The 23203-nt window shown below is 60.0% G+C and carries 21 protein-coding genes and 1 tRNA gene; 11 read left to right on the plus strand and 11 right to left on the minus strand.

Annotated elements, in window-relative coordinates:
• Positions 1-27: 27 nt before the first annotated feature.
• From HYT87_08905 to HYT87_08925, 5 genes are read right to left on the minus strand one after another with little or no spacing between them, the layout of a single operon-like run.
• Complete coding sequence (locus HYT87_08905) at positions 28-1587, minus strand: acyl-CoA/acyl-ACP dehydrogenase (GenBank protein ID MBI2059875.1); 1560 nt, start codon at positions 1585-1587, stop codon at positions 28-30.
• A 29-nt stretch (positions 1588-1616) separates the two neighbouring features.
• Complete coding sequence (locus HYT87_08910; protein MBI2059876.1) at positions 1617-3338, minus strand: AMP-binding protein; 1722 nt, start codon at positions 3336-3338, stop codon at positions 1617-1619.
• The gene (locus HYT87_08915) at positions 3339-4733 is read right to left on the minus strand and encodes a thiolase family protein (protein MBI2059877.1); all 1395 of its coding nucleotides are present in this window, start codon (positions 4731-4733) and stop codon (positions 3339-3341) included.
• A gap of 2 nt (positions 4734-4735) precedes the next feature.
• A complete protein-coding gene (locus HYT87_08920; protein ID MBI2059878.1) occupies positions 4736-5821 on the minus strand; it encodes a saccharopine dehydrogenase NADP-binding domain-containing protein in 1086 nt (361 codons plus the stop codon).
• The gene (locus HYT87_08925; protein MBI2059879.1) at positions 5814-6455 is read right to left on the minus strand and encodes a TetR/AcrR family transcriptional regulator; all 642 of its coding nucleotides are present in this window, start codon (positions 6453-6455) and stop codon (positions 5814-5816) included. The genes HYT87_08920 and HYT87_08925 overlap by 8 nt, the downstream gene beginning before the upstream one ends.
• 161 nt (positions 6456-6616) lie before the next feature.
• Between HYT87_08925 and HYT87_08930 the strand changes: the two genes are divergently transcribed.
• Entirely contained in the window at positions 6617-6892 is a 276-nt protein-coding gene (locus tag HYT87_08930) for a type II toxin-antitoxin system Phd/YefM family antitoxin (GenBank protein MBI2059880.1), read from the plus strand.
• Entirely contained in the window at positions 6889-7314 is a 426-nt protein-coding gene (locus HYT87_08935; protein ID MBI2059881.1) for a type II toxin-antitoxin system VapC family toxin, read from the plus strand. Before HYT87_08930 ends, HYT87_08935 begins: the two co-directional genes overlap by 4 nt.
• Before the next feature lie 270 nt (positions 7315-7584).
• On the opposite strand, the gene HYT87_08940 is transcribed toward HYT87_08935, so the two are convergent.
• On the minus strand, positions 7585-8412 hold the full coding sequence (locus HYT87_08940) for a hypothetical protein (protein MBI2059882.1): 828 nt from the start codon (positions 8410-8412) through the stop codon (positions 7585-7587).
• Between the two features lie 242 nt (positions 8413-8654).
• On the opposite strand from HYT87_08940, the gene HYT87_08945 reads away from it, so the two are divergent.
• Together HYT87_08945 and HYT87_08950 are read left to right on the plus strand one after the other, a co-directional pair.
• A complete protein-coding gene (locus HYT87_08945; protein MBI2059883.1) occupies positions 8655-8921 on the plus strand; it encodes a hypothetical protein in 267 nt (88 codons plus the stop codon).
• A gap of 13 nt (positions 8922-8934) precedes the next feature.
• Positions 8935-9354 carry a putative toxin-antitoxin system toxin component, PIN family gene (locus tag HYT87_08950; protein ID MBI2059884.1) on the plus strand — a complete coding sequence of 140 codons (420 nt, stop codon included), beginning with the start codon at positions 8935-8937 and terminating at the stop codon, positions 9352-9354.
• 91 nt (positions 9355-9445) lie between these two features.
• Here HYT87_08950 and HYT87_08955 read toward each other — a convergent pair whose 3' ends face one another.
• Entirely contained in the window at positions 9446-10105 is a 660-nt protein-coding gene (locus HYT87_08955) for a TetR/AcrR family transcriptional regulator (protein ID MBI2059885.1), read from the minus strand.
• Positions 10106-10335: 230 nt separating this feature from the next.
• Between HYT87_08955 and HYT87_08960 the strand changes: the two genes are divergently transcribed.
• The 5 genes from HYT87_08960 to HYT87_08980 all read left to right on the plus strand — a co-directional run bounded on the left by HYT87_08960 (position 10336) and on the right by HYT87_08980 (position 15403).
• Positions 10336-11193 carry an acetoacetate decarboxylase family protein gene (locus HYT87_08960; protein ID MBI2059886.1) on the plus strand — a complete coding sequence of 286 codons (858 nt, stop codon included), beginning with the start codon at positions 10336-10338 and terminating at the stop codon, positions 11191-11193.
• A 133-nt stretch (positions 11194-11326) separates the two neighbouring features.
• On the plus strand, positions 11327-12556 hold the full coding sequence (locus HYT87_08965; protein ID MBI2059887.1) for an acyl-CoA/acyl-ACP dehydrogenase: 1230 nt from the start codon (positions 11327-11329) through the stop codon (positions 12554-12556).
• Positions 12557-12566: 10 nt separating this feature from the next.
• Positions 12567-13202, plus strand: a complete 636-nt coding sequence (locus HYT87_08970; GenBank protein ID MBI2059888.1) for an SCP2 sterol-binding domain-containing protein — start codon at positions 12567-12569, stop codon at positions 13200-13202.
• A gap of 6 nt (positions 13203-13208) precedes the next feature.
• Positions 13209-14579: an AarF/ABC1/UbiB kinase family protein gene (locus HYT87_08975; protein MBI2059889.1), complete on the plus strand. Its 1371-nt coding sequence runs from the start codon at positions 13209-13211 to the stop codon at positions 14577-14579.
• Positions 14576-15403, plus strand: coding sequence for an SDR family oxidoreductase (locus HYT87_08980; GenBank protein ID MBI2059890.1), 828 nt, complete (start codon positions 14576-14578; stop codon positions 15401-15403). Before HYT87_08975 ends, HYT87_08980 begins: the two co-directional genes overlap by 4 nt.
• A gap of 227 nt (positions 15404-15630) precedes the next feature.
• On the opposite strand, the gene HYT87_08985 is transcribed toward HYT87_08980, so the two are convergent.
• Positions 15631-15702: transfer RNA gene (locus tag HYT87_08985), tRNA-Gly, on the minus strand.
• A gap of 236 nt (positions 15703-15938) precedes the next feature.
• Between HYT87_08985 and HYT87_08990 the strand changes: the two genes are divergently transcribed.
• Positions 15939-17015: a saccharopine dehydrogenase NADP-binding domain-containing protein gene (locus tag HYT87_08990; protein MBI2059891.1), complete on the plus strand. Its 1077-nt coding sequence runs from the start codon at positions 15939-15941 to the stop codon at positions 17013-17015.
• 145 nt (positions 17016-17160) lie between these two features.
• Positions 17161-18606, plus strand: a complete 1446-nt coding sequence (locus HYT87_08995; protein MBI2059892.1) for an adenylate/guanylate cyclase domain-containing protein — start codon at positions 17161-17163, stop codon at positions 18604-18606.
• 24 nt (positions 18607-18630) lie between these two features.
• Here the strand turns inward: HYT87_08995 and HYT87_09000 are convergent, their stop codons facing one another.
• From HYT87_09000 to corA, 3 genes are all read right to left on the minus strand, one after another.
• Entirely contained in the window at positions 18631-20571 is a 1941-nt protein-coding gene (locus HYT87_09000) for a hypothetical protein (GenBank protein ID MBI2059893.1), read from the minus strand.
• Between the two features lie 120 nt (positions 20572-20691).
• Positions 20692-22176, minus strand: coding sequence for a M20 family peptidase (locus HYT87_09005; protein ID MBI2059894.1), 1485 nt, complete (start codon positions 22174-22176; stop codon positions 20692-20694).
• A 45-nt stretch (positions 22177-22221) separates the two neighbouring features.
• Positions 22222-23190, minus strand: coding sequence for a magnesium/cobalt transporter CorA (corA, locus tag HYT87_09010; GenBank protein MBI2059895.1), 969 nt, complete (start codon positions 23188-23190; stop codon positions 22222-22224).
• Positions 23191-23203: the final 13 nt, after the last annotated feature.

Raw genomic sequence — 23203 nt, forward strand, 5'->3', positions numbered from 1 at the left:
ACCGGAAAACGGCTCCTGTCTCAACATTCACGGCGTGGAAATGGCCTTCCCTCGTGAAGTGATGTTCACACAGCATGGAAAAATGGCAAAAGTCGAGCTAAGGGCCTCGCGCGCTACCTCCACGCCAGAATGAGCGGGATGTGCGGGGGAGTGGGCCGAGCCGAAAACGGTCCGCTCAAAGAAATCTATCCCGTTGACCTGGTTGGTGCCCTCGTAGATTTGAAGGAGCTTCGCGTCACGATAAAGCTTTTCGACCTGCCCCTCCGAGCGGATCCCGTCCTGCCCCATGAGGAGAATTGCGCGACGAGCATTCTCGACGGCCAGGTCCGACCCGGTGATTTTGGCATGATCACCGAGGCCGGTTGCGTAGTCGCTCTGGCGCTGCCTCCCAGGGTCCATGACACGGTCTGCCATCATCCTGGAAACGGTTGGAATGGCGAAGATTCCCTTTCCGAAAACCAGGCGTTTGACGACCTTGGGGACGAGTGACATCCCAGGAAAATCGGCCGCGCCCATGACGCTCATGAGACCCCAAAGACCGTTGGCCATGGATCCTTCCATGAACGCTGCCCTCGCGGTCATCGCGTTTCGGGCCAGGGCCGTGAGTTCGAACTGAACCCATTGGTGATCGATCAGCGGCCTTCCGGCCACGCGAGTTGTGAACGCGTGATTCAGAGCCAGTTCGAAGGCGCGGCGCGCGACTCCCGCGCCGAAAGCGCCGACACCGCTCCGGGTCAACCCGAGGACCAGCCGAATGATGTCCGCGGGTTCGACCTGTGAATCCACTTTGTTCTTTCGGGGGATCACGCATCGATCGAAAACGAGTTCGACGGCCGGGCAGGCGAGCGTGCCCATCTTCCTCTCCACCCGACCCACCTTGAAGCCCGGCAGATCGGGGGTGACAAGAAAAAGCTGCATATCGCTGAGGGGGCGTCCCGGCTCGGGCGGCGTCAGGAGGACAATGAGATCCGCCAGAGATCCATTGGAAATGAACACTTTGGTTCCAGTCACTTCGTAGCCTGTGGGGACCGGCCTGACACGAGTGCATGTTCTCGCGATGGGGAGCGTGTTTGTGTCTTCCATATCGGAACCGGCGCCCGGCTCAGTGAGGGCCGTCGCAATGAAATAGGGACGGCCTTCCCTCTCCCGCTGGATCGTTTGCGGCAGGATTCGCGCGACGATCTTGAGATCGAGCGTGGCCCCGATGGCGGCGACGCCGAGCATGTTGACGAACAGGAGATTCGCCACACCCGCACATCCGGCCGCGATCTCTTCGGCGATGGTGGGGATTCCGATCATGGGAAGCCCGAGCCCGCCGAGTGCATCCGGAACGGTCGCTGAAAAGAGCTGGAGATCACAGGCCCTGCGCAGCACATCCTGCGGCAGGTATCCGGGCGTCTTGTGCGCCTCACGTTCGATGTCGATCGCGCGCGGTGCGATCACTTCTTCCCGGAATTGGGCAATCTTCGCATGATACCGTTCCAAGCGTCTAATGGATCCGGGCGTGTACTGCTTGACGTAGGCCAGGGTGGGATAAAGTTCTTCGAATCTCGGCCTCGTGGGGGGCAAGTGTCCGGATTTCTCCATGGTGGGATCCGATGCCGGTGAAGTTTCCATCAGGCCGCCACGGAGGAAGCGTGACTTTTGGATGTCGACACCTTTCCCCAGTCCCATGTATCGGGCGTGATGCCTTCTTCCTGAAGCGGTTGCTTGATCACGCGATGAGTGCCCGTCTTTGGAATCGATTCCACCACGCGGATATATCGCGGTAGGGCATGTTTCGGAATCTCCCGAGCCAGTTCGGCGCGGAGCTTCGCTGGATCGACGGTCCCTCCCGGCGCCGGGACCACCACGAGCATGACGTCCTGCTCGCCCAAGTCGGACGCCACGCCGAAGGCGGCGCTCTCAAGAACGGCGGGCCGTCGGTTTGCGGCGCTTTCGATTTCAAACGCGGAGACATTCTCACCCCTGACGCGCATCGAATCGGTTTTCCGCCCCACAAAGGTGAGGTAGCCGTTCCGGTCGCGTGTCATGAGGTCCCCGGTATAGACCCATCCATCTCTGCATTTCTCGCGGCTGGCTTCCGGGTTGCGATGGAACTCGACGCTCAAGTCGATCTTCCAGCCGAGGTAGTGAGCCAACTCGCCGGGACGCCCGATGCCGACATCGTTTCCATCCTCGCCGATGAGCATGTATCGGGTGCCTGGGATGGGCTTGCCCACGGACCCGGGTGGACCATAGCCGAGGTTGAATGTGGCGATGCCGCCGCCGTCCACGGCGCCGTAGGTTTCGATCAGTTGGACGCCGAATCTCTCCTGGAACGGCGCCCACTGTTCTTTCGGGCAGGCGGCGCTGATCATGCGGGTCACTTTGTGCGTGCGGTCGAGTGAAGTCGGGGGCTGTTTCATCAGGATGGAAATCATGGAGCCGATGGAGTTGAAAACCGTGGCGCCGCTCGCCCGCACTTCATTCCAGAAATGGGTCGCGGAAAATCGATCCGAGAAGACCACCCGGGCGCCGGCATAGAGAGAAAGCAAGGTGGTCACCATGAGCGCATTCGCATGGAAAAGCGGGAGGCAGGTGAAGTACACGTCATCATGACTCAGAGTCATGTGGGCCAGAAGCCGCATGAGCTTCGCCTGGGAGCTTCCGTAGCGGTAGACGACGGCCTTCGGATGCCCGGTCGTGCCCGAGGTATACATGAGGAGGCACGCAGCTTTGGGATCCGGTTCGATTCCCCCTTCGATGACGCCCTGCGCACGGGTGACAAAGTGTTCGTACCCCAGAGTATCCGGAGGCGCCGCCGATTGTCGTTCGATGCAGATGATGTGCTTGAGCCGGGGGAGTTTGGATCTGAGCGGGCGCACGGTTTCGACGAGGTCGGAATCCACCAGCAGGAGGTCTACTCCCGAGTTCTCCAGGACGTAGGCCAGACCCTCCGACTTCAGCCCCGTGTTTATGGGGACGCAGGTCAGGCCGGCTTTTTGGGTGGCGAAGAATCCATCGAGCCATTCGGGACTGTTCTTTCCCATGATGCCCACGCAGCCGTTCGCCGGCAGGGCCTCCTGGAGTGCGCGGGCCAGCTTGCCGGAGCGTGCGTCCATTTCGGCATACGTCCATCGTTCGGGCCCGAAGTCGACGAAGATCTTGTGAGGGTGACGCCGGGCCTTCAGGTGGAGTTCCTGCCCGAATGTGCGCTCGGTGCGGAAGGAGAGGGTACGCCGGCCAATCGTTTTGAGGAGCGTACCCAGAGCATCGCCCTGACGGTGTTCCTCCAGCAAGAGGCCCTTGAGTCCCCTGGCGATCATGGCCAGCATCGCGCGGTCGTTTCGGTCCATCTAATTCTCCCGCTCGTAAATGTGAATAGTCAGCGCGGCCTCTTCGAAGCCGATATTGCCGCCCCCGTTTTCCGTGAGGGCGAATCGAGCGTTCCGTACTTGTCGATTCCCGGCACGACCCGTGAGTTGTTCGAACACTTCGTGGAGTTGGGCGACTCCGGTCGCTGCGATGGGGTGGCCGCGGCTTTCGAGGCCGCCGCTGGTGTTGAGAGGAATGCGCCCGCCAAGAGCGGTCGCGCCGCTTTCGGCCAGCTCGCCCCCTCCGCCCGGGGGACAGAGACCCAGCGTTTCAGAGTGGTGGATCTCGCCGTACGCCGTGGCATCGTGGAGTTCGGCTAGGCTGATGTCTTGAGGACCGATTCCGGCCTCCTGAAACGCCTTGTGGGCGGCACGCTGAGCGAGGTCCTCTCCCTCATCGATCGCGCGATGGGTTCCGCTCACGAGCACCGAGCTTCTCACACGTACGCGGGGCCCGTTCCCGCCTGACCGGGAGAGGAAACGTTCACTGCACAACAGCGCGGCCGCGGCGCCGTCGCCGATCGGCGCGCACATCGGGCGCGTCAGAGGGTAGCTGATGTCTTTTTCGCGCAGCACCTCATCGACCGAAAGCGGAACCCGCATTTGAGCCAGCGGGTTCAGACTGCCGTGTCGCCGGTTCTTGGAGGCCACCACGGCCAATTGCCGCTGTGTGAGTCCGTGCTTCTTCATGTGGTGACGGGCGGCGACTGCGTAGACGTCCATGAACGGGGACCGGTCGGAACCGCCGAGCCCTCCCTTCGCCCCACCGCCTGCGGCTTTGCGGAGGGTTCGAAAAAGCTCCGGGCCGTATCGTACGCGGATGGTGAGCGCGGCCCACAAGGCTTCCGCGAGTGTCGACGGCCTACGTTTTCGATTTCCATTCGGCTGCGGGGTCGGGCGGGCAGGAACTTTGTCCAACCCCTGCCGGTGAATCCACGTCTTCGTATCTTCGAGAGTGCGGGGAAGTTCATGTACATCCATCCCGCCGATGAAGCCAACCATCTGGAGCAGGGGATTCGGATGAGAGACTTTTTCGGCGCCGATGACCAGGACGAGGTCCGATGCCCCGGCAAGGATGCGGTGATACGCAACGTGGAGGGCGGTGGAGCCGGAAGCGCAGGCGTTCTCCACATTGATGATGGGCATGCCTTCAATGCCGATGCCGCGGAGGGCCACCTCTCCGCGGATGCAGGCCTGTCCCTCAATGGCTTCCCATCCCGAGTTGGCGAAAACGACGGCGTCCAGATCCTGACCCCGAAATTTCCAGCGCCGGAGGAGCGGCAGAACGGCCTGCTGTGCCAGTTCCCGAACCGAACGGTCCGGATACTTGAAGAAACGGATCATCGAGGTATCCAACACGTAGGCGTTTGTCGGCATGGCTAATCCAGGATCTTGTGCGTGACGTCCAATGTCTTAAGTTCCGCGATGGTTTCGGCCGCCCCGAACGCTTGGGCCGTGGAGATCACTCCCGTGCGTTTGTGTCGCCCGGAAATGAGCCGTTCAGATGCCCAACCTCCGAGAAGGCCAGTGACGACATACGGTCGGCTGCCGAGGAGAACGCTGATCTTGCGATCGTGATCGCCTTCACCCGCGGCCAGCACCACGTAGCGCGTTTTTTCCGACGTCTCCGGCGGGGGAGTTTTTCGGACCCACTCCACCATTTTGTCGCCGATGGGATCGAGGGCGCGCCCGAACACCTTCGACATTCGGGCCCATAGGCGCATGAACGGGAGGGTCGAAGGTAGGATTTCAGAAGCCATGTAAGTCCGGACGATTTTGATTCCCGGTTCCGAAGCGAAATGGAGTGCCTCGCCTCCCGGCATGACAATGGCCGGCCTGGGGCGAACCTCGCCGGGGACCATGACCGGCTCAATCTTGCTCAGGGGATTGGGATCAAGCTTGCCATCGATGAAACTGAAGCCCGGTCGCCTCGCCACGCGAAGGAGCGATTTCGAAGAGGCCACCGTGGGATCACCTTCCGGCGCGTAGAGCACGGTGTACCGGTCCAGATGGGGATATCGTTCGCGCAGCGCATGGGCGGCCGCCTCGCCCAGGCTGTAGTACCACGAATTGGCGTTGACGATGACTCGCTTTTCTTCGGCCGCGCGCTTCCCGTATCGCTCTTTGACGAGGAGCATGAAGTCCTGCTCGCCGGTGGTGTCCAAGTAGTGGGAGCCGGCGTTGAGGGCCGCGCGGACCACGGTTTCGCCGAGCAGCGAAAACGGCCCCGTGATGTTGATGACAACGGCGTGATCCTTGAAGGCTTGGGTCAGGGCCCTTTCCGTGTGTTGCGCCGCGGCGAGGCGGATGGAAGGATCGCGCAATTCGGTTCGGAAAGCTTCCAGCCGTTCCAGACTTCTTCCGCCCATTGTGAAGGGGATCCCCCGGCGCTTCAGTTCATTGCAGGTGAGGCGACCGGTGTAGCCGGTGGCGCCGTAGACGAAAACTCTTGGAGTGTCAGCCACGTGATATTCCCTCCTTCAACATTCCGGTCAAGCTCAAGGCCGTAAGCGTGTCCACGGCCTCCTTCTTTCCCAGCCAGCGACGATTGCCGTTTTGCTCCGCATACACCTGGGCGATGTGTAGCGACATGCCGAGAAGCGCCTCGGCGACGAGTCGCGGGGAGAGGGGGACGGTGAACCCGGACTTGGACGCGGTTTCGAGGTCTTCAGTCAGGTCCTGCACGAATTCGGAAAACGCCTTTCGGATGAGCCGGCCGTACGGGCCTGCGTCATGCCGTCGGAGGATCAGCATCAGGAACATTTCGCGATTCTTCTCAACGGCGTCGAAGAAGATCTCGAAGGCCCGTCGGATTCGTTGCAAGGGGTCGCTTTCAGCGGAGCCATCCTGCAATCCGCGCGCTTTTCGCACTTCGCCGCGGATTTCCTCCACGGCCTGTCGCGTGCCTTCCAGGAAGAAGGACTGGAGGTCATTGAAATAGAGGTAGAAGGTGCCGACGCCCACGCGCGCCTCGCGGGCGACGTCGCGCACCTGGATCCTGTCGATCCGCTTCTTGAGGATGATCTTGCGCCCGGCCTCGATCAGGCTGGTCCGGGTCTTCTCCCTTTGCTCCCTGTTCTTCTCGGCGTTTCGGCCCATGGGAGAAAGAGGGGCTACCGTTGCTCCCAGGCCTGTATATTGACAGAACAAATGTTCATTCAGTCAATAAATATCATGCCCAGTTATTTTGTCAAGGGGGTATCCCGCCTGACTGCGGGGTGGCGTGGACGAGAGGACAAAAGGGGTCTACTAATCTAGTGATGAAGAGCGTGACAATTTCGGCGCTCAAGGCGGGGCTGTCAGCGATCCTCCGGCAGGTACGACGCGGCGAGCGCATCATCATTCTCGACCGACGCGAGCCGGTGGCGGAGATCGTGCCCTTCGAGAAGCGCGGGCAGTCTTCGGAGGAGCGTCTCGTGCGGGAGGGGCGGCTCCGGCCCGCCACCCGCCGGTGGTCGGACCTTCGCTCCAGGCCCCTCGGGCGGAGCATCGGTCTGGGCGAACTGCTGGACTCCGTGCGGGAAGATTCTGAGTGAGATTTTACCTCGACTCCAGCACGATCCTTCGAGCGGTCTTCGGGGAGGCGGGGCCCACGCCTCGAGTGGGCCAGGGTGATCAGGTTTACACGTCTGAGATTGCCGAGGTCGAAGTCTTTCGTACCCTTGACCGGGCCCGGCTTGCGGGCAAGCTCACCGACGCGGAGACGGCCATCAAGGCCAAGGAACTGTCCGAACGGCTCACGGCGGTTCGGCTCGTGCCGGTCGCACGGGAAGTGATCGAAACCGCGCGCGCCGGCTTTCCGGTGCCGGTGCGGGCGTTGGACGCCCTTCACGTCGCGACGGCCCAGTGGCTCCAACGTGAGCTTGGCGAAGATCTCCGGTTTTGGACCCACGACCGCCGTCAGGCCATCGCGGCGCTCGCGCGCGGCCTGAACGTCGAGGGGGTCAGCGTGCAATAGATCGGCGAGCCATGGTCACCTCCCATGCCAGCCACCATCGCAAGAAAATAGATGTATCAAGTCCAGACTTGACCCCAACCCCCCGGATTTCCCGCGCGGCCGGAACGTCGAAGGGGTCAGAGTACAATAGATCGTTGCGCCGTGGGTCAACTCGCAGGCCACACCGCAATCATCCTACTCACAATTCAATGTGCAAAAGTGACCCCGAAGCCCCCCGAAACATGATGCCGTGAATCATGCACCACCTGTCTCCGGGCCGTGTCGCGGCGTCTACTGGGGATTGACGTTCCGCAATTGAGTTTCGGCCTCTTCCAGTTTTTCCTTCAGGCCGACGTCCCACCGGTGGTCCCACGCCCGCGCGACGGAGATGAAGAACAGGGTCGCCATTTGGAGTATCAGGTGCGCGTCCTTGAAATGCCGACTGTCATGGACCTCAACTCGCTCCGGTTTGAAATCAAAGACGCTTGAAAAAGCGGACGAAGTAGGATGCGCGTAAGCACTCAGGTACGAATAAATGTAGTCGTAAAGCGTCGCCAACTTGGTTGCCTCTGCCAGACCACGGAAACCCGTCGGATGCCAGTGATGGCGTTTGAAGCCATGCCGTTTTTCAATCTCCAAGCGCCTGCTTTCCAACTTCTCCTTAATTTCGGGGGTCATGCGCCCCGATTGCACGAGGTGTCTCAGCGAATCGGGGTGGAACTGGTAACGGATGTTCTCCCATTCGCCGAACTCTAGGAAGCGCGCCGCCCGTTCTTCGGTTTTTGAGTCGTCGCTGAAGATGTACGCGACGGTCAGCAACGTTTCGAGCATCGAACGGACGACGCCCATCGCGTCTTCCGGCAACCCCTCGCGGACAAGCGTCACGGCGGCTTCGTACGAACGAAACGTCTTGGCCATCAGGCCGTGCGCTACTCGCTGCGAGAACTTGCTGGCGATGTGGCTCTCTTGCCTCTGGTTGAGCGAGTCCTTGCCGTTGGCGTAGAGGTTGTGAACCGTGATGCCGATTGTGACGGTCGGGAGGCAGTGGGAGAGCTTGGGAGGCCAGTTGACCAGTGGGCTGACGGATTCGGTCGATTGACGAAGGACTTGTTCCGGCATGATAGGTAGGATTCTACTTGATAGGCCGAGAGGGGGGAACGCTCGCTGGCGCGGGAAACGCGCCGCCGCGGTCTCTTGCAGCCTGCGGGGTCTTATTGCAGATTGAGTTATGGGAAGGTAGGGGTCAGTCTTGCACATTGAGTCCCTCTTCTATTTGGCTCAGGTCCCGGCGGCGCGGCGGCTCTATTTCACGCATCCTATCGAATCGTTGTTGAATCAGCGCTTGAGGAGGCTTCTCCGGCATGGTAATCTTCCAGAAGATGAAATCTCGACGCGAAGCCGCTCTCCTCATGAATCCGTCGGTGCGGCGGCAGATCGAGCGCATTGCCAGGGAAAGCGGCGCCCCCATTCACACCCTCATCGAGAGAGCCGTGAAAAAATTCGTACGTGAGTTCGATGACTCCAAGAGGGAGCGCGCGTTCCGGCGTCTCGCGTCCGCCAAGGCTCGTTCGATGGGGATCAAGACCCTTGACGATGTAGACAAACTCGTCCACTCCCTTCGAAGCTAGGACTGTTCCTAAACTGCGCGTCGTTCTCGACACGAATATCTACGTTTCGGCCTACATCTCTACACTCGGCAATCCCCGCAAGGTGTATGACGGCGGAAAGCAGCGGAGATTCGAGACCTTCTGGTCGCCCTTCATCAGAGATGAACTCAGGCGGGTGTGGATTGAGAAGTTCGGGCTATCGGAGCCGTTCTTGACGGAGCGGTTGCGCTCCATCTCGGCGTGGGCGCAGATGGTCGAACCGACCGAAACGCTGGACGTCGTGAAGGAGAGCCCTGACGACAATCGAATACTTGAATGCGCGGTGGCTGCGCACGCCGATTACCTCGTGACAGGCGACAAGGCGCACCTTCTTCCGCTTGGAACACTCCGAAATACGCGAATCATCTTGCCCGATACGTTCATACGAGAGGTCCACAAGGTGCGTGGCGGGTAGCCTGATAACCGTGGAACTTCTTCAAACACCCCGCCTTTCCGCCTTGGTCTGCGGGGTCATTATTGCAGATTGAGTTATCGTCCAAGCCGGCCTACGAGGCGGGGTCGGGGGAGCGAAGGGGGAGGGAGAGGAGGAGGGCTTTGAATTCCTGGTAGGCCCCCTCGGCGCGGTCCAGATCATCCGAGAGGAGGGAAACCAATGGGAGGCCGGTCAGCACGGCCATGATCAGGTCGGCGATGGCGGGGACTTTCGCGTCCAGCTTTTCGTCCGTCATGGTCAGTACGGATCGGATTCCGTCCATGAGCATCTTTCGCCGTTCTTCGATCTGTTGCCGGAATTGGGGTTTCAGTCGTTCGTCCGTGAGGGATCTCGCCAGCTGATCCAGAAACATCGGGAAGAAAGGTCGGGCCTGTTTCATGAGGCTCCAAGTTTCGTCCAGTGCCCATCCTGCGCGTGTGGGCGATGGCCCCAGCTTCGCGGCTGCCTCCTGGATTCGCTCTGAGACGGCTTGAAACAGATGAAGCTGCACCTGGAGGAAGAGGTCGTCCTTGGTTTTGAAGTGATAATGCACGAGCGTCCGCGATACACCCGCCTCACGGGCGATATCTTCAATGGATGTGGCCTGCGAGCCGCTCCTGTTGAAGCAGTTGAGGGCTGCCTGCATGATGGCTTGCGAAGATGCCGCAGACTGCTCGGTTCTGGTGGGGCGTCTCTTCGCATGATCGCTCAAATCGATCGTTCTATCTTCCACTGCTAGTCACCTCCGATATCCTGACTATGCTGACAGTCAAATACATTTCTACAGTCGGCTGGTACCAAAGTCAAGCCTCCATCATCTCTCATAACGTTAATGTACTTGACAAAACATCTGTAATTATTTATATGTCCACTGACTGACATGACAGTCAATATACGTATCATGATTCTAGCAGGGCAATCCGTAACGGGGTTTCAACCCCAAAAGTGGAGGAGGTACACAAGATGAGATACGCTGTCTTAACCCCCGCAGACAATCCGACACGCTACCCCATCATGCCGCTCTACCACCTCGAATCGAGGGAGGCGATGGAAATGCACCGACGGCTGTGTTGGGAACTCAGCGACGCCGAGTACTACATTGTCGTTTTCAACCCGGAGGATCGAAAGTTCGTTGAAAGTTGCGTGCCGCCTCCGCTCAAACCGGTCCCGAGAGCGCCGTTGGTGGCGATCTTTGTTCAGCAACTGACGCTCAACGGCGGGAAGGGGAACGATTCGCTCAATCGCGGATACTTCGAACTGATCGTCTCCGCGATGGCCACGTACCGGGGCAAGCTGGGGACTTACGCCTTGGCGATCCTGATCGAATCGGACATCGGCGCGATGCTGGGCCGGGAGATGTTCGGCACCGCCAAGAAATGCGGTCAATTCGAATACCAGAAAAACGGGAAACGCTTTTCGTGGAAGGCGATCCGGCGGGATATTACTTTGGCCGAGGTAGAAGGGGACTTGGTCGACGGCGAGGTCGATCCGGAAAACATCCGGCGGATCATGGAACAGCCCTCGTTTCACATGCAGCAGACCATGGCCCCGTTCGGAGCGGAGCTGCCGTATGCCTGTGCCCCTCGACTCATGGAAATGCAACTCGGGGTGCGGAGGATTCACCGGATCGCTGCCTGCGAGAATGTTCGATTCGGTTTTCACGAGTCGCCCTTTGATCCGATCTGCCTTTTCAAGCCCAGGGAGATTCTCGCCGCCACCTATGTGAATGCCGACACCGGCATCAATACCGTCCGGGACCTGGAGCCTCTCGATCCGGTGGCGTCTCTCCCGTGGCTCTTCTCGAAATTTGATCCTTTCTAGAGGTAGCAAACAGAGTGAATCCTTGGCGAGGACCACTCGCAGGCATGAAGCCTGCGCCTACCCGGAAATGCACTCACGGTAACCGCGGGCTTCAGCCCGCGTCATCAGGCCGGCGACGCTGAAGGAGGTCCAGATGGTTGATTTCAAACTGACCGATCAACAGAGGGCGCTCGTGGCCCAGGCCCACGAGTTTGCGCGTGACGTGCTCCGACCGGCGGAGGTCGAACTCGACAAGATCGCCGATCCACAGGCCGTGTTCACGAGCGATCGGTTCCGGTCCGTCATGCGCGAAGCGTTCCGCCTCGGCTACCACAAGATGTCGTTTCCCACGCACATTGGCGGTCTTGGACTCGACCAGGTGACGGCCGGCCTGATCCAGGAGGAACTCTTGTGGGGAGCGGCCGGGTTGGGCCAGAGCCTGTTCGTGGCCAACTTCGTTCCGTTCACGGCGTTCCTTAGCGGTAAACCCTCGCTGGTGAAAGAGTTTGCCGAGCCGTACTGCGATGACGCGCAGATGCACTTCAGCGCCCTCGTGGCGGTGGAACCGCACATGGGATCGGATCTTCTCTATCAGTGCGGGCAGACCAGCCGATTCCGAACCACGGCAAGAAAGGTCGGGGATGACTACATCCTCAATGGCTCGAAGGCGGCGTTCGTCTCGAACGGCACGCTCGCGAGCATGTTGGGCGTGACGGTGTCCATGGATCCCGACCTTGGCATCCACGGAACCGGGCTTTTCATCATCCCCGGAGATCTTCCCGGCATCAGCCGCGGCCGGCCCCTCGACAAGCTTGGCCTGCGCTGCCTCAACCAATCGGAGGTCTACTTCGAGGATGTGAAGGTTCACAAGCGGTACCTCGCGATCAGGCCGCGGGAAGGAAATTGGAGCAATTTCGTGAAGAGCTTCCTCTGCTTCGGGCAGGTGGGCGTGGGGAAGACGGCCCTGGCCCTCATGAGATCGGCGTACGAGATCGCCTTTGCGTACGCATCCGAGCGCATCCAGGGCGGCAGGCCGATCATCGAGCACCCCAACATCGCGCTGAAGTTGTTCGATGCGTTCTGCACCATCGAGGCGGCGCGCAACCTGCTCCTCCAGGCGAGCTGGTTCAACGCCACGCGATTTCCCAGCGATCTCACCCACGGCGTGGCCGCCCGCTGCTTTGCCTGCAACAATGGCCCCCGGGTGATCTCGGACATGATCCAGGTCCTGGGGGCCTACGGCATCTCAAAAGAAAGCCCGATCGAGAAGTTCTATCGGGACATCAAGCTGACCCAGATCGAAGACGGCGCGGTGGACACGGTGGGTCTGGAGGCCATGCAGATCCTTCAGGAACAGTCCGCGGTCCAAAGCTTTGCCGCGTAAGGAGGAAAAAATGAACGGAAACCACAAGATCAACGTGCCGAAAGACATCACGCCGCTGGAGTTTTTCACCCGTTTCGTACCGGAGAACTTTCATCGGCGGGTGAAGGACTGCGACATGACGGAGTATCGGCCGCTCAACCTCACCCTCCAATTCCGGATCACGGATATACCCGATGGGGAATTTGGAGTGAAGGTGATAGAGGGGACGAGAATCGAAGCCTTCCACGGGAAGATGCCGAACCCCCAAATCACATATGAATTTCCCTTGGGCCATTTCCGCGAGGCGGTCGAAGGAAAATTGCCTTGGGTTCCCTTGGAGATGGCCTACAACCCCGAGGCGCTCAGAAAAGGTCTCACGTCTGGCCAAGTGAGAGAGCAGATGGAATTGATCGGCGGCGTGAAGGGTCAGGCCGTGGTAAGTGTGAAACGGGAGGATGACCGGGTCGTGGACGTCAAGATGAATTTTCACGGGGCCGACGAACCCGCGATCGTCTTCAACGTAACCCACAAGGTTGTGGAGGGCATTGAGAAGAACGAATACACGGTCATGGAGGCGTTCATGGCCGGGAAGATCAAGCTGGCCGGTCCGCTCGAATTCGCCATGCACGTGATGGCCCTCATTCCGGAGCGCGAGGAGCAGGAGTAGCCCGGCTTGCAGCCCGGCAGGCTACAACTCCTGCTGCGAGTCGGCAGGCTGGCGCGGGTCCTCGCATCGGTGCTGGCCCGGTTCGCTTGGCGAAGCGTGGCTCACCTAGCCCGCAGGCCGTGGGTGGGATCCTCCGAATACGCGGACGAAACCTGGCGACTCCGCGGGTGGGCGCTTCGGACGCTCTGCCAGGAGATGGGCGCGACCTTCATCAAGCTCGGCCAGATCCTCTCGACGCGCCGGGATCTGATGCCGCCCTCCGCCCTCTCGGAACTCGAGAAATTGCAAGATGACATTCCCGGAGTGGACGGCTCCCTTGTCCGCTCGATTTTTCAGGCCGATTTCGGAAAGCCCGTGGAGGCCGTCTTTCGTACGTTCGAACACCAAGCGGACGCGAGCGCCTCCGTCGCCCAGGTCCATCACGGCATCCTGGGAGACGGCACCGAGGTGGCCGTGAAGTTTGTCAAGCCGGGCGTACACGAGCTGATGGAAATGGACACGCGATTGCTGGTCGTCTTCGCCGGAATCCTTTCACGAATTCCCTTCCGCTCGTTCCCATCCCTTCCCGGCCTCGCGGAAACTTTTTGCGAGATGCTCAGAAAGCAAACCGATCTGACGATCGAGGCGGAGAACAATCGGCGTTTCCAGACCCAGTTCCGCGAGGATCGGGAAATCATCCGCTTTCCCAGATTGGTTGATGAATTCTGTTCCCGGAACGTTCTGACGATGGAATACATCCGAGGCGTCAAGCCGACGCGGCTGACCAACGGCGGACATGATCGGAAGAAGCTCGCGCTGAATCTGCTGCTTCTGTACTACAAGATGCTGATGCACGGTTACGTCCACGCGGACATGCATCCGGGGAACATCTGGGTGTCGGCCGAGGGATTCTACTGGGTTTTTGACCTGGGATTGGTCGCCCAAATGGACTGGGAGAAACGGCGAGCCTTCTTTGAAACGTGGGCCTCGCTATTCATGGGAGACGGACGGCCCCTGGCGCACTTGATCACCCAGATGTCCTTGTCCCATGATGTGCGGGACATGGCTGCGTTGGAGGGAGACACGACGGCCTTTCTGAGAAAGAGGAAACTGGATCGGATCGTGGAACTCGATTTCGGCGCCATCATCATGGAGTTCGGGGACATCCAGCGGAAATACGCGATGGTGGCTTCCCCCGAACTCTCGGGGATCGGTGTTTCGCTCTTCGCGTTGGAAGGTTTGGCGCGCTATTTGGATCCTGATCTCAACATCGGGAAGTCGCTTGCTCCGCACCTCAAAAAGTTGCTGCGCAGGCTCTACTTGATGGACCCGAATCGCAAGCCGCCATTATTGCAGCTCCATCACACACGGGAGCCGGCAGGACTAGAAGCCACATGAAGGACCTTCGCGACGCCGTGGCGCTTGTCACCGGGGCGGGGAGTGGAATCGGGAGGGCGACGGCTGTCGAACTGGCCCGGCAGGGATGCCGCGTGGCGCTGAACGATCTGCGAGCGGAATCGCTCGGTCACGTCGAGGAGGAGATCCGGGCGCTTTCCCTCGGTCGAAACCCTCTGGCCGTTTCCGCGGACGTTTCGGACCGCAGCGCGGCCGACGAAATGTGCGAGAAAGTGATGAGGGAAGGCGGACGCGTGGACATCCTGGTCAACAACGCCGGCGTGGGTCTGGTGGGCCGCATGGAGGAAACCTCGATAGAGGACTGGGAGTGGATCATGGGAATCAACTTGTGGGCGCATATCCACACCGTTCGCAAGTTGTTGCCGCCCATGCTCGAAAGGGGGAGTGGACACTTGGTCCATGTCTCCTCCGGTGCGGGGCTCGTGGCCGCGGGACCCTTGCTTGCCTATGCCGTGACCAAATTTGCGGTGGTGGGACTCGCCGAAGCGTTGGCCGCGCAGGTGCGCTCAGCGGGGATCGGGGTGACTGTGGTGTGCCCGTACGCGGTGAAAACCTCGATCATCGACTCGCTCCATTCGGCAAGGCCCTCATCAAAGGAAATCGACGATTTTGCCCACCGCGCGGTGGAGAACGGAATCCCACCGGAAGAGGTCGCCCGCAAGATTGTGCGCGCCATCCGCCGGAACCGCTTCATGGTGTATACGCACCCGTGGTTTCGATTCGCCGTATGGACCAAAGCCCTATGGCCTCAGTTATCGATTCGAATCAATGCCCGCCTGACCGACCGCCTGTATCCCCGGCGATAGCGCGCGCGCCAGCGGGCGAAGGGATTCAGCGCATATCAGTCCTGATATTCCGCTCAATCCCAGTGAAGTCGGCCGCCCTAGCCTCCATGCAAACTGCCCGCTCCTGCTGCGAGGACTTGCATGAGCGGGCGAAGGGATTTCACGATGGTCGTCCTGACGCTCCGTGCAATCCGAAGGTTGTCAGGCTCCTGCCCTCCATGTGGATTGCCGCTCTCCGCTACGCGGATAGCGGGCGAAGGGATTTGAACCCTCGACCCTCGCCTTGGCAAGGCGATGCTCTACCACTGAGCTACACCCGCAATTTGCCTAAGATGCCACTCCCCACGGTCGACTGTCAACGCGCGTTCGCCCTGTGCAGCCCGCACCGCTCAGTGACGGCGAGTGGAAGGGGCATGAGGATTGAGCGCAGCCACTGAGCTACACCCGCATCGTGAGCTGTCAGCCATCAGCTATCAGCCGACAGCAATCAGCCTTGAATGTATGTTTTTTCCGGCGGGTCGTCAACGAGGAAGGATTAAGGTAAAGTCACCTCTCGATGGTCCAAGACGCCAAGCTCATGATCTACGGCGCCTACGGGTACACGGGCGATCTCATCGCGAGGCACGCGTGCAGTGTAGGACTGAAGCCTACACTCGCCGGCAGGGATGACACGAAGCTGCGGTCTCTTGCGAAAGAGCTAGATGTTCCATGGGTCGCCTTCGGATTAGAGGACGCCGGCCGGGTGGCGGAATCGTTGAAGGGGATCAGGGTTGTGATTCACGCTGCGGGTCCGTTCTCGCATACGGCCGGGCCGATGGCGGGCGGCTGCATCCGCGCGGGCGCACATTACTTGGACATTACGGGGGAGATCGAGGTGTTTGAATCACTGGCCCGGGACGACGCGGAGGCGAAGAAGGCCGGTGTGATGCTGATGCCCGGGGTCGGGTTCGACGTGGTGCCTTCCGATTGCCTCGCGCGGCATTTGAAAAACCGTCTCCCGACCGCAACCCACCTGACTCTCGCCTTCCAAGGGCTCAGCGGAGGATTTTCGCGCGGCACGGCGACGACCATGGCGGAAAACATCCATCGCGGAGGAGCGATCAGAAAGGACTCGAAGGTGACGCCTGTTCCTGCGGGCTGGAAAACGAAGAAGGTGGATTTCGGTCGTGGCCGTTCGATCACGTGCGTGAGCATTCCGTGGGGCGATGTTTCAACGGCATTCCACAGCACGGGAATACCGAACATCGAAGTGTATGCTGCGTTCCCAGCGGGGATGCGATGGGGCATGGTTCTATCGCGACCGATTGCGGGACTGCTCGGTTCGGCTCCCGTGCAGAAATTTCTGAAAGGCCAAATTCGAAAACGTCCATCTGGTCCGTCGGCCCGGGCCCGTGAGGAGGGGATCAGCCGGCTGTGGGGAGAAGCTGTGGATGCCAAGTCCGGCCGCAGGATTTCCGCACGGATGCAGACACGGGAAGGGTACTTGTTGACGGCTCTGACGGCGGTTCGCATCGCGCAGAAGGTGCTTGCAGGGAAAGCGCCGGTGGGATTTCAGACGCCCGCGAAGGCGTATGGAGCGGACTTGATTCTGGAGATCGAAGGCTCCGTTCGGACCGATGTTGGCAGCGAATGACGGACGGACGCGGCCTGAAGGCCACGGCTACCGACAGACGGTCGTAACGGGCCTGCGGCTTGCGGACACACATTGCAGTTGGGGCGGGCCGGTCGTATGATGACACCGCAAGTCGCGGAATAGGCTGAGTCAAAGGGGAGGTGGTATGGAGATCAATATCAACGAAAAACTGCTGGACGAAAAACTGACCGGTTTGGAAAAGGCGCGCGCCTGGAGTCCGAGGACGATCTCAAAACTGGAAACAACCATCCGAAGCGCCGAGGATCTGGACCTCTTTCGAATCAATCCCAAAAGGTACGCCTCGGAACGAGGGACGGCTGAGTCGGAAGCGATCGACCTTTTTCTTCACTTGGCCCATCTGGGCCTGTTCCAGATGGATTGGCACATGACGTGCCCCGCCTGCGGGGACGTCCTCCAGAGTCTGCGAAGCCTGAGCCACGTTTCGAGCGAATTTTCCTGCGGACCCTGCAAAATGAACTTCGAAGCCAACCTCGACGACTACATCAGCGTGACCTTCACGATTGCTCCCCAGATCCGGAGGATCCGGTATCACGATCCTGAATCCCTTTCGCCCGAAGATTACGTTTACGGCTACAAATACAGCCAGGATGCGCGATTTTCGGGTGGCCCCCGCGTGGTGGACGGATACAAACCCATGGTGCGATTTGGTGAGCGCTTCCAGCCCGGCGAGCGGAAGTCGATGGGGATGACGTTGACGCCGGGGGTACTCGCGGTGAGGAACTTCGAGTCCGAGAGTTATTCGGCCTTCCTGGAGGTAGCGGAAAGCGGGGAGACGCGTGTTCTTCTCGAATTCATGGAGGGAAGCTGGAGAACAAAACCGCCCCGTTTGGGCGCCGGATCTGTTACGGCCGAAGTGGTGAATCTATCGAGGCGGCCGCAAATTCTTGGGGGACTGAACCTTCCTCCGGGAGACCCCTCCGTCCGTCCCCTCCTGGAATTCGAGCCTTTCCTCTCGGGCAAGGAGCTTCTCACGACGCAAACCTTCCGCGACCTGTTCCGTTCCGAGGTCATCAAGGGAACCGAGGGAATCAGCGTGAAAGACATCACGTTCCTGTTCACCGATCTCAAGGGATCAACGGCGCTCTACGACCGGATCGGCGATTTGAAGGCGTACGCCTTGGTGCGCCAGCATTTCGACAGCCTGGGAAAAGTGATCGTGGGCAATTCGGGAGCTATTGTGAAGACGATCGGGGATGCAGTCATGGCCTCCTTCCTGACCCCGAAGGACGGAGTGAATGCCGCGTTAGGCATGATCAAGGAGATCGACGCCTTCAATCAAACCCTACCGAGCAAAGACATCATCCTGAAGGTGGGCGTTCACAAGGGACCATCCATCGCGGTGACGCTGAACGAGCGGCTCGACTATTTCGGCCAGACGGTGAACATCGCAGCTCGCGTGCAGGGGTTGGCCGAGGCCGAGGAGATTTACGTGACGGACGATGTCTATCGGTCGTCCCAGGTCAAGGGCCTCTTGGACGGCAGGGCCGTCACGCCCCTCAAGGCCACGCTCAAGGGCGTGCGCGACGAGATGCAGGTCTACAAGATCGCGCCGCCGGCCGTGGCGCACTGACAGATTCGTTTCAAGAGATTCGCGTTACTCGCAGGACGCGAATCGGGTATCTTTCGGCGTAACGACCGTCGGAATTCCGTCGCGCGCGAACGTCTCAAGAAAACATCCCCACTGATATTGGACGGCGGGGATTTGGACGTAGACCGTGTGCCCGTTCTGCTGAATCGGATCTTCAAGCCATTGGTCCTGAACTGCGGTGACCATCGATCCATCGCCGGCCGCGACGTTGGACCGAACCGGAAAATCGGACTCAGGGAATCTGTAAAATAGTGCGAGCCCCGCCTCCATCAGGTTATCGATGACGTCTCCCACTCTGGGGAATCCGTAGCCCACGGCCATCGCTCGTTGTGTCGCCCGGCTGAAATAGAGGTCGTCGTAGCCGTGTGGCACGAGCGCATGTTTTGCCGGCACGTCCGGGAGCGGACGCCGGACCAGATGCGGGATAAACGCGATGGGATCCGTTTTCTCGATGAATTGCTGGAAGAGGCCCATCACGGGGTGGAGGACGTCGAGCGTTTCGCCCGGTTTCACGCCGACGGCCAGACTCAGCGTTTGCGCGGCGCCGGGAATCAGGTCGGTTGAGAAGATGAAGTAGCTCCAGTAGCCGCCGCTGCCAGTGGGGAGGATGGCCTGGGTCTCCCCGGAAGTGGCACCGAACAGATTGGCGTACATCGCGCCCATGCTTTGCCCCATCGTGACATGCCGGCTCATATCGAAACGAAATGCCCCATCCGAGCTTGACGCTCCCGGGCAGGTCGAAGCGTCAAGACGAACGGTCTCCACGAATTTCCGTTTGAGGAAAAGTTCGATCACGCCCTGGCGGAAGTTGTCGCGCAGGGCAACCAAGTTTCCGATTTGGAGATAGTCGTAGTCCGTTGCGGTGGGAACCCGGTCCGGCGAGATCGGCATCGCTGAGGCGCCTGCAGCGAAACCGCGCTTCGCGGCCACATACGCCGGACCCTGCCAGGGCGTTTCCGGACCGCCGGGGGTGAGCACGGGTCCGCGATCCACCATTTGCGACGCGATGCCTCCCGACCCGTGAATGTATTCCATGTAGGGAAAACCCGCGGCCGGCATGGCACGCTTGGGTATGGTGAAAACGATCTTTACAATTTCGGTACGCTGGAGGCGCGGCAGGCCGGCGGAATCGAATTCGAAACGGCCGCCCTCGGAACGGAAGGGAGGTTCGCCCGTCTGGAATTGGGGCCACTCGACCGTTCCTTCGAGGTAGCAGAAGTCAGGTTCTTCGTGCGCCAGAATCGGCGGGGTAGCCCATCTTGTTGCGTGTCTTCCCGTGACGGAAGTGGCCATCCGGCGAAGGTCGGCGGCGGGATGATCCGTGGTGAATACCGTAGCTGCGGCGATGGCGTCCGCGGAAAGTTGGCTGCTGGAGTTCAGATAGTCGGCGAGCGGTTTGTAAAGACGCTGTAATTTCTCGCCGTCCGCGATCTGGGGAGTAAGTCCTCGGAGGGCATTTCCGAGCACGTCCGACTGGGCGAGCGGGACGCCATCCGTGTCCGTCACCGTTCGCAGGACGATAGCCGCGTAGGTGGCATCGGGCCACAAAGTCGCTCCCGGCCAGGGGATCATCGTGAGTGTGTTGGCGGACACATAGTTTCCATCGGAAGCGTAGAAACGTGAAAGGGCAGGGACCGACTCGCGATAACCCGGGCTCGATGGGGTAATGTTCAAGAAGAACGCCGTGAAAGGTACGCTTGGCACCTTCTCGGGGTTTGTGACCACCTTTTCGGTTGAAATGGCGCCATCGAACGCAAACGAAACCACCGGATTCAGGGCGAATCCGTCACGCTCTTCCGAGGCGAGCTGCGTGATTTGCCGGACCAGCGAATTCGATTGAGGATTCGGAAAGCGCGACAGGTCGATCGTCCGTGTCGAGGCATCAAGCAGGAGGTCGTTGGGGTAGGGCATCGACCAGAAGGAACCGTCCGACGGATCGAGCCGCATTCTTACCCGTCCCGGATTTTCCTCCGATCGCGAGCATTCGACCGTTGCAAGCGGGAGTATCTCGAGACAAAACAGAAGCCAACCCGTGCAGGAATGTCTCAGCATGAGGACCGATCGCGCCTACTCGTCGGCGTTTCTAATGAGTTGGTAGTAGAAGCGAACGCACTGCGTGAAATCTTCTACGCCGATCCGCTCATCCGTGCCGTGAAACCGCTTGAGATCGGCGGGCCGAAGCGTGAGAGGGAGAAACCGGTAGACGTTATCGCTGATGGATTCGTAGTGGCGGCTGTCCGTGGCGGCGATGAACAATGAAGGCGCGGTCAGGACGCCGGGGAAAATCTGGTGAATGGTTTTCTGAAGAGTTCGGAATGCGACGGAGTCCGCTCGCGACAGACGGGAGGGTTCCGTCTGAGCGCCTGCGGCGAGTGAAACCACGATGTGTGGATCTCGGGCGGTCGCCCGGACGTGTTCCAGGACGTCCTCGATCCGGTCTCCGGGAAGAATCCGGAAATTGACGACCCCACGGGCTTTCACCGGAAGTATGTTGTCCTTGATGCTTCCTTCCAGCATCGTGGCCGCCGTGGTGGTGCGGATCAAGGCGTTGGTCGGGGGCATGGCGGAAAGTTTTCGTGTCAGGAGGGGCTGGAGGAACCGGGCGTTGGCGAAGACGAGGCGTTTCTTGAAATCCATTTCAGGGCCGACAAAATCGAAGAGAAGCTTCGCAGCGCCATTGAGACGGGCGGGCATCGGATTGTTTTCAAGATCGACGATAGCCTGACTCAAGATCCCCGCGGCGGTGTGATTCGGAGGCATGGAGGAGTGCCCCCCTTCGGCCTCAGCGGTCAACAGCACACTGACATAACCTTTCTCGGCGATGCCCATCATTGCGACGGGCGGCTTCACGCCCGGCATGAGGCCGTCCGTGACCATCAGGCCCTCGTCCAGCACAAATTCCAGACGCACGCCCCGCGTTCGCAGGAGCTCGGCGATGTTCGACGCCCCCACCGATCCGCCGAGTTCTTCATCATGTCCGAAGGCGAGGTAGACCGTGCGGTGCGGCTCGTAGCCTTCGGCCAGGAGTTTTTCCACGGCTTCGAGGATCCCGATGACGCCGACCTTGTTGTCCATTGCGCCTCGGCCCCAAACGAAGCCCTGGGCGATTTCACCGGTGTATGGGGAATGGCTCCACGAGGATTCCGTGCCGGGTTGGACAGGAACCACATCCATGTGGCCCATGAGGAGGATGGGAATCTTCTGATCCGTTGCCCCCTTCCACGTGTAGAGGAGACTGTAGCCGGCCACGACCTCTCTCGACAGCTTTGCGTGGACGAGCGGGTAGCTGCTTTCGAGCAGTTTGTGGAATCGGAGGAATTCAGCGGGATCGATCCGGGAAGGATCGGCATGAGAGACGGTTCGGATCTGAATCGCCTGGCTGAGGTGTTGGGACGGGAGCACACCGTCGAGATCGATTTTCGCCGGCTTGACCCGGACCTGCCGGGAGGGGAAACGAACGGCGTTGATCGTGGCGAGCGCTGCGACGCCGAGGGAGGCCAGGAACACGGCGGCAAGAAATTTCCTCCCGCGCTTCTTGTGCTGCCGATACAGTTTCAGCGCGCGCCCCTTGGAATCAGAGGTCCGGCTCGAAAAGTTTCAAAGCCATTTCATCCTTCGGAAAATGGCAAGCATTCCCCCCATCAGTCCGATCGTAAACACCACGATTCCGATAAAGCCGAACGAAGAATCCGCTCCCGGGAGGTGGCGGAAGTTCATTCCGTAGATGCTGGAAATCAGCGTGGGGGGGAGGATCAGGGTGGAAATGATCGTGAGCGTTTTCATGATCTGGTTGGTTCGGGAATCAACCAGAATTCGGTAGGTTTCCTGGGATCCCGTCAGAAGATCGCGCGCGACGTTTGCGGTGTCGGCCAGGCGGTAGACGTGGTCGTAGACGTTTCGGAAGTAGATGAGCGAGCGTTTGGGGACCAATTCGTAGTTTCCACTCGACAACTGGCGGATGACTTCCAGTTGGGGGCCCAGCGTGCCCTTGAGATGGAGGAGGTTGCGCTTGAGGGTGATGATCCGATTCAACGTCCTGGAGGACTGGTCCGAGAAAATCTCGTCTTCCACATGGTCCACCTCGTCCTGGATCCGGTCCATGTAGGGAAAAAGCTCATCGACGGCGTGGTCAAGGATCTCGTGCATGAGGGCCTGGGCCCCTCGGGAGAGGGTGGTGGACACGTTTTTTCGGCAGCGATCGAGGCTGTCGTCGATGGCCCGGACGGGCTGCTTGTGGACGCTGACGATGAAGTTCCGGCCGAGGAACATGTCGATCTCATTCTTGTTGAATCCGCTGTACATGCCGTTCGGAGTGATGGCGTGGAAGACGACAAAGAGGTACCCCTCATAGAGGTCAATTTTCGGGTCGCGAACGTCGCCGAGGCAGTCCTCGATGGCCAGATCGTGAAATGCGAATTTTTCCGAGAGGCTCTTGATTTCGGTCGGACTGGGATTAAGGAAGTCGAACCAGAAGGTGGCGGCGCGGTCGAGGGGAAACTCAGGAACGGCGCCCGCCGGAAGGAGTTCCACCGGGCGGTCGGGTCGAGAGACAACAATGTTCAGCACGCTGATCTCCGTC

This window comes from Nitrospirota bacterium (genome assembly GCA_016180645.1).
Classification (GTDB): domain Bacteria; phylum JACPQY01; class JACPQY01; order JACPQY01; family JACPQY01; genus JACPAV01.

Bases quoted from the DNA above. Each gene is read 5' to 3' on its own strand.
- HYT87_08905 (MBI2059875.1), bottom strand. From the start codon at position 1,587: ATGGAGAAATCCGGACACTTGCCCCCCACGAGGCCGAGATTCGAAGAA.
- HYT87_08910 (MBI2059876.1), bottom strand. From the start codon at position 3,338: ATGGACCGAAACGACCGCGCGATGCTGGCCATGATCGCCAGGGGACTC.
- HYT87_08915 (MBI2059877.1), bottom strand. From the start codon at position 4,733: ATGCCGACAAACGCCTACGTGTTGGATACCTCGATGATCCGTTTCTTC.
- HYT87_08925 (MBI2059879.1), bottom strand. From the start codon at position 6,455: ATGGGCCGAAACGCCGAGAAGAACAGGGAGCAAAGGGAGAAGACCCGG.
- HYT87_08930 (MBI2059880.1), top strand. From the start codon at position 6,617: ATGAAGAGCGTGACAATTTCGGCGCTCAAGGCGGGGCTGTCAGCGATC.
- HYT87_08940 (MBI2059882.1), bottom strand. From the start codon at position 8,412: ATGCCGGAACAAGTCCTTCGTCAATCGACCGAATCCGTCAGCCCACTG.
- HYT87_08945 (MBI2059883.1), top strand. From the start codon at position 8,655: ATGGTAATCTTCCAGAAGATGAAATCTCGACGCGAAGCCGCTCTCCTC.
- HYT87_08960 (MBI2059886.1), top strand. From the start codon at position 10,336: ATGAGATACGCTGTCTTAACCCCCGCAGACAATCCGACACGCTACCCC.
- HYT87_08965 (MBI2059887.1), top strand. From the start codon at position 11,327: ATGGTTGATTTCAAACTGACCGATCAACAGAGGGCGCTCGTGGCCCAG.
- HYT87_08970 (MBI2059888.1), top strand. From the start codon at position 12,567: ATGAACGGAAACCACAAGATCAACGTGCCGAAAGACATCACGCCGCTG.
- HYT87_08980 (MBI2059890.1), top strand. From the start codon at position 14,576: ATGAAGGACCTTCGCGACGCCGTGGCGCTTGTCACCGGGGCGGGGAGT.
- HYT87_08990 (MBI2059891.1), top strand. From the start codon at position 15,939: ATGGTCCAAGACGCCAAGCTCATGATCTACGGCGCCTACGGGTACACG.
- HYT87_08995 (MBI2059892.1), top strand. From the start codon at position 17,161: ATGGAGATCAATATCAACGAAAAACTGCTGGACGAAAAACTGACCGGT.
- HYT87_09000 (MBI2059893.1), bottom strand. From the start codon at position 20,571: ATGCGGCTCGATCCGTCGGACGGTTCCTTCTGGTCGATGCCCTACCCC.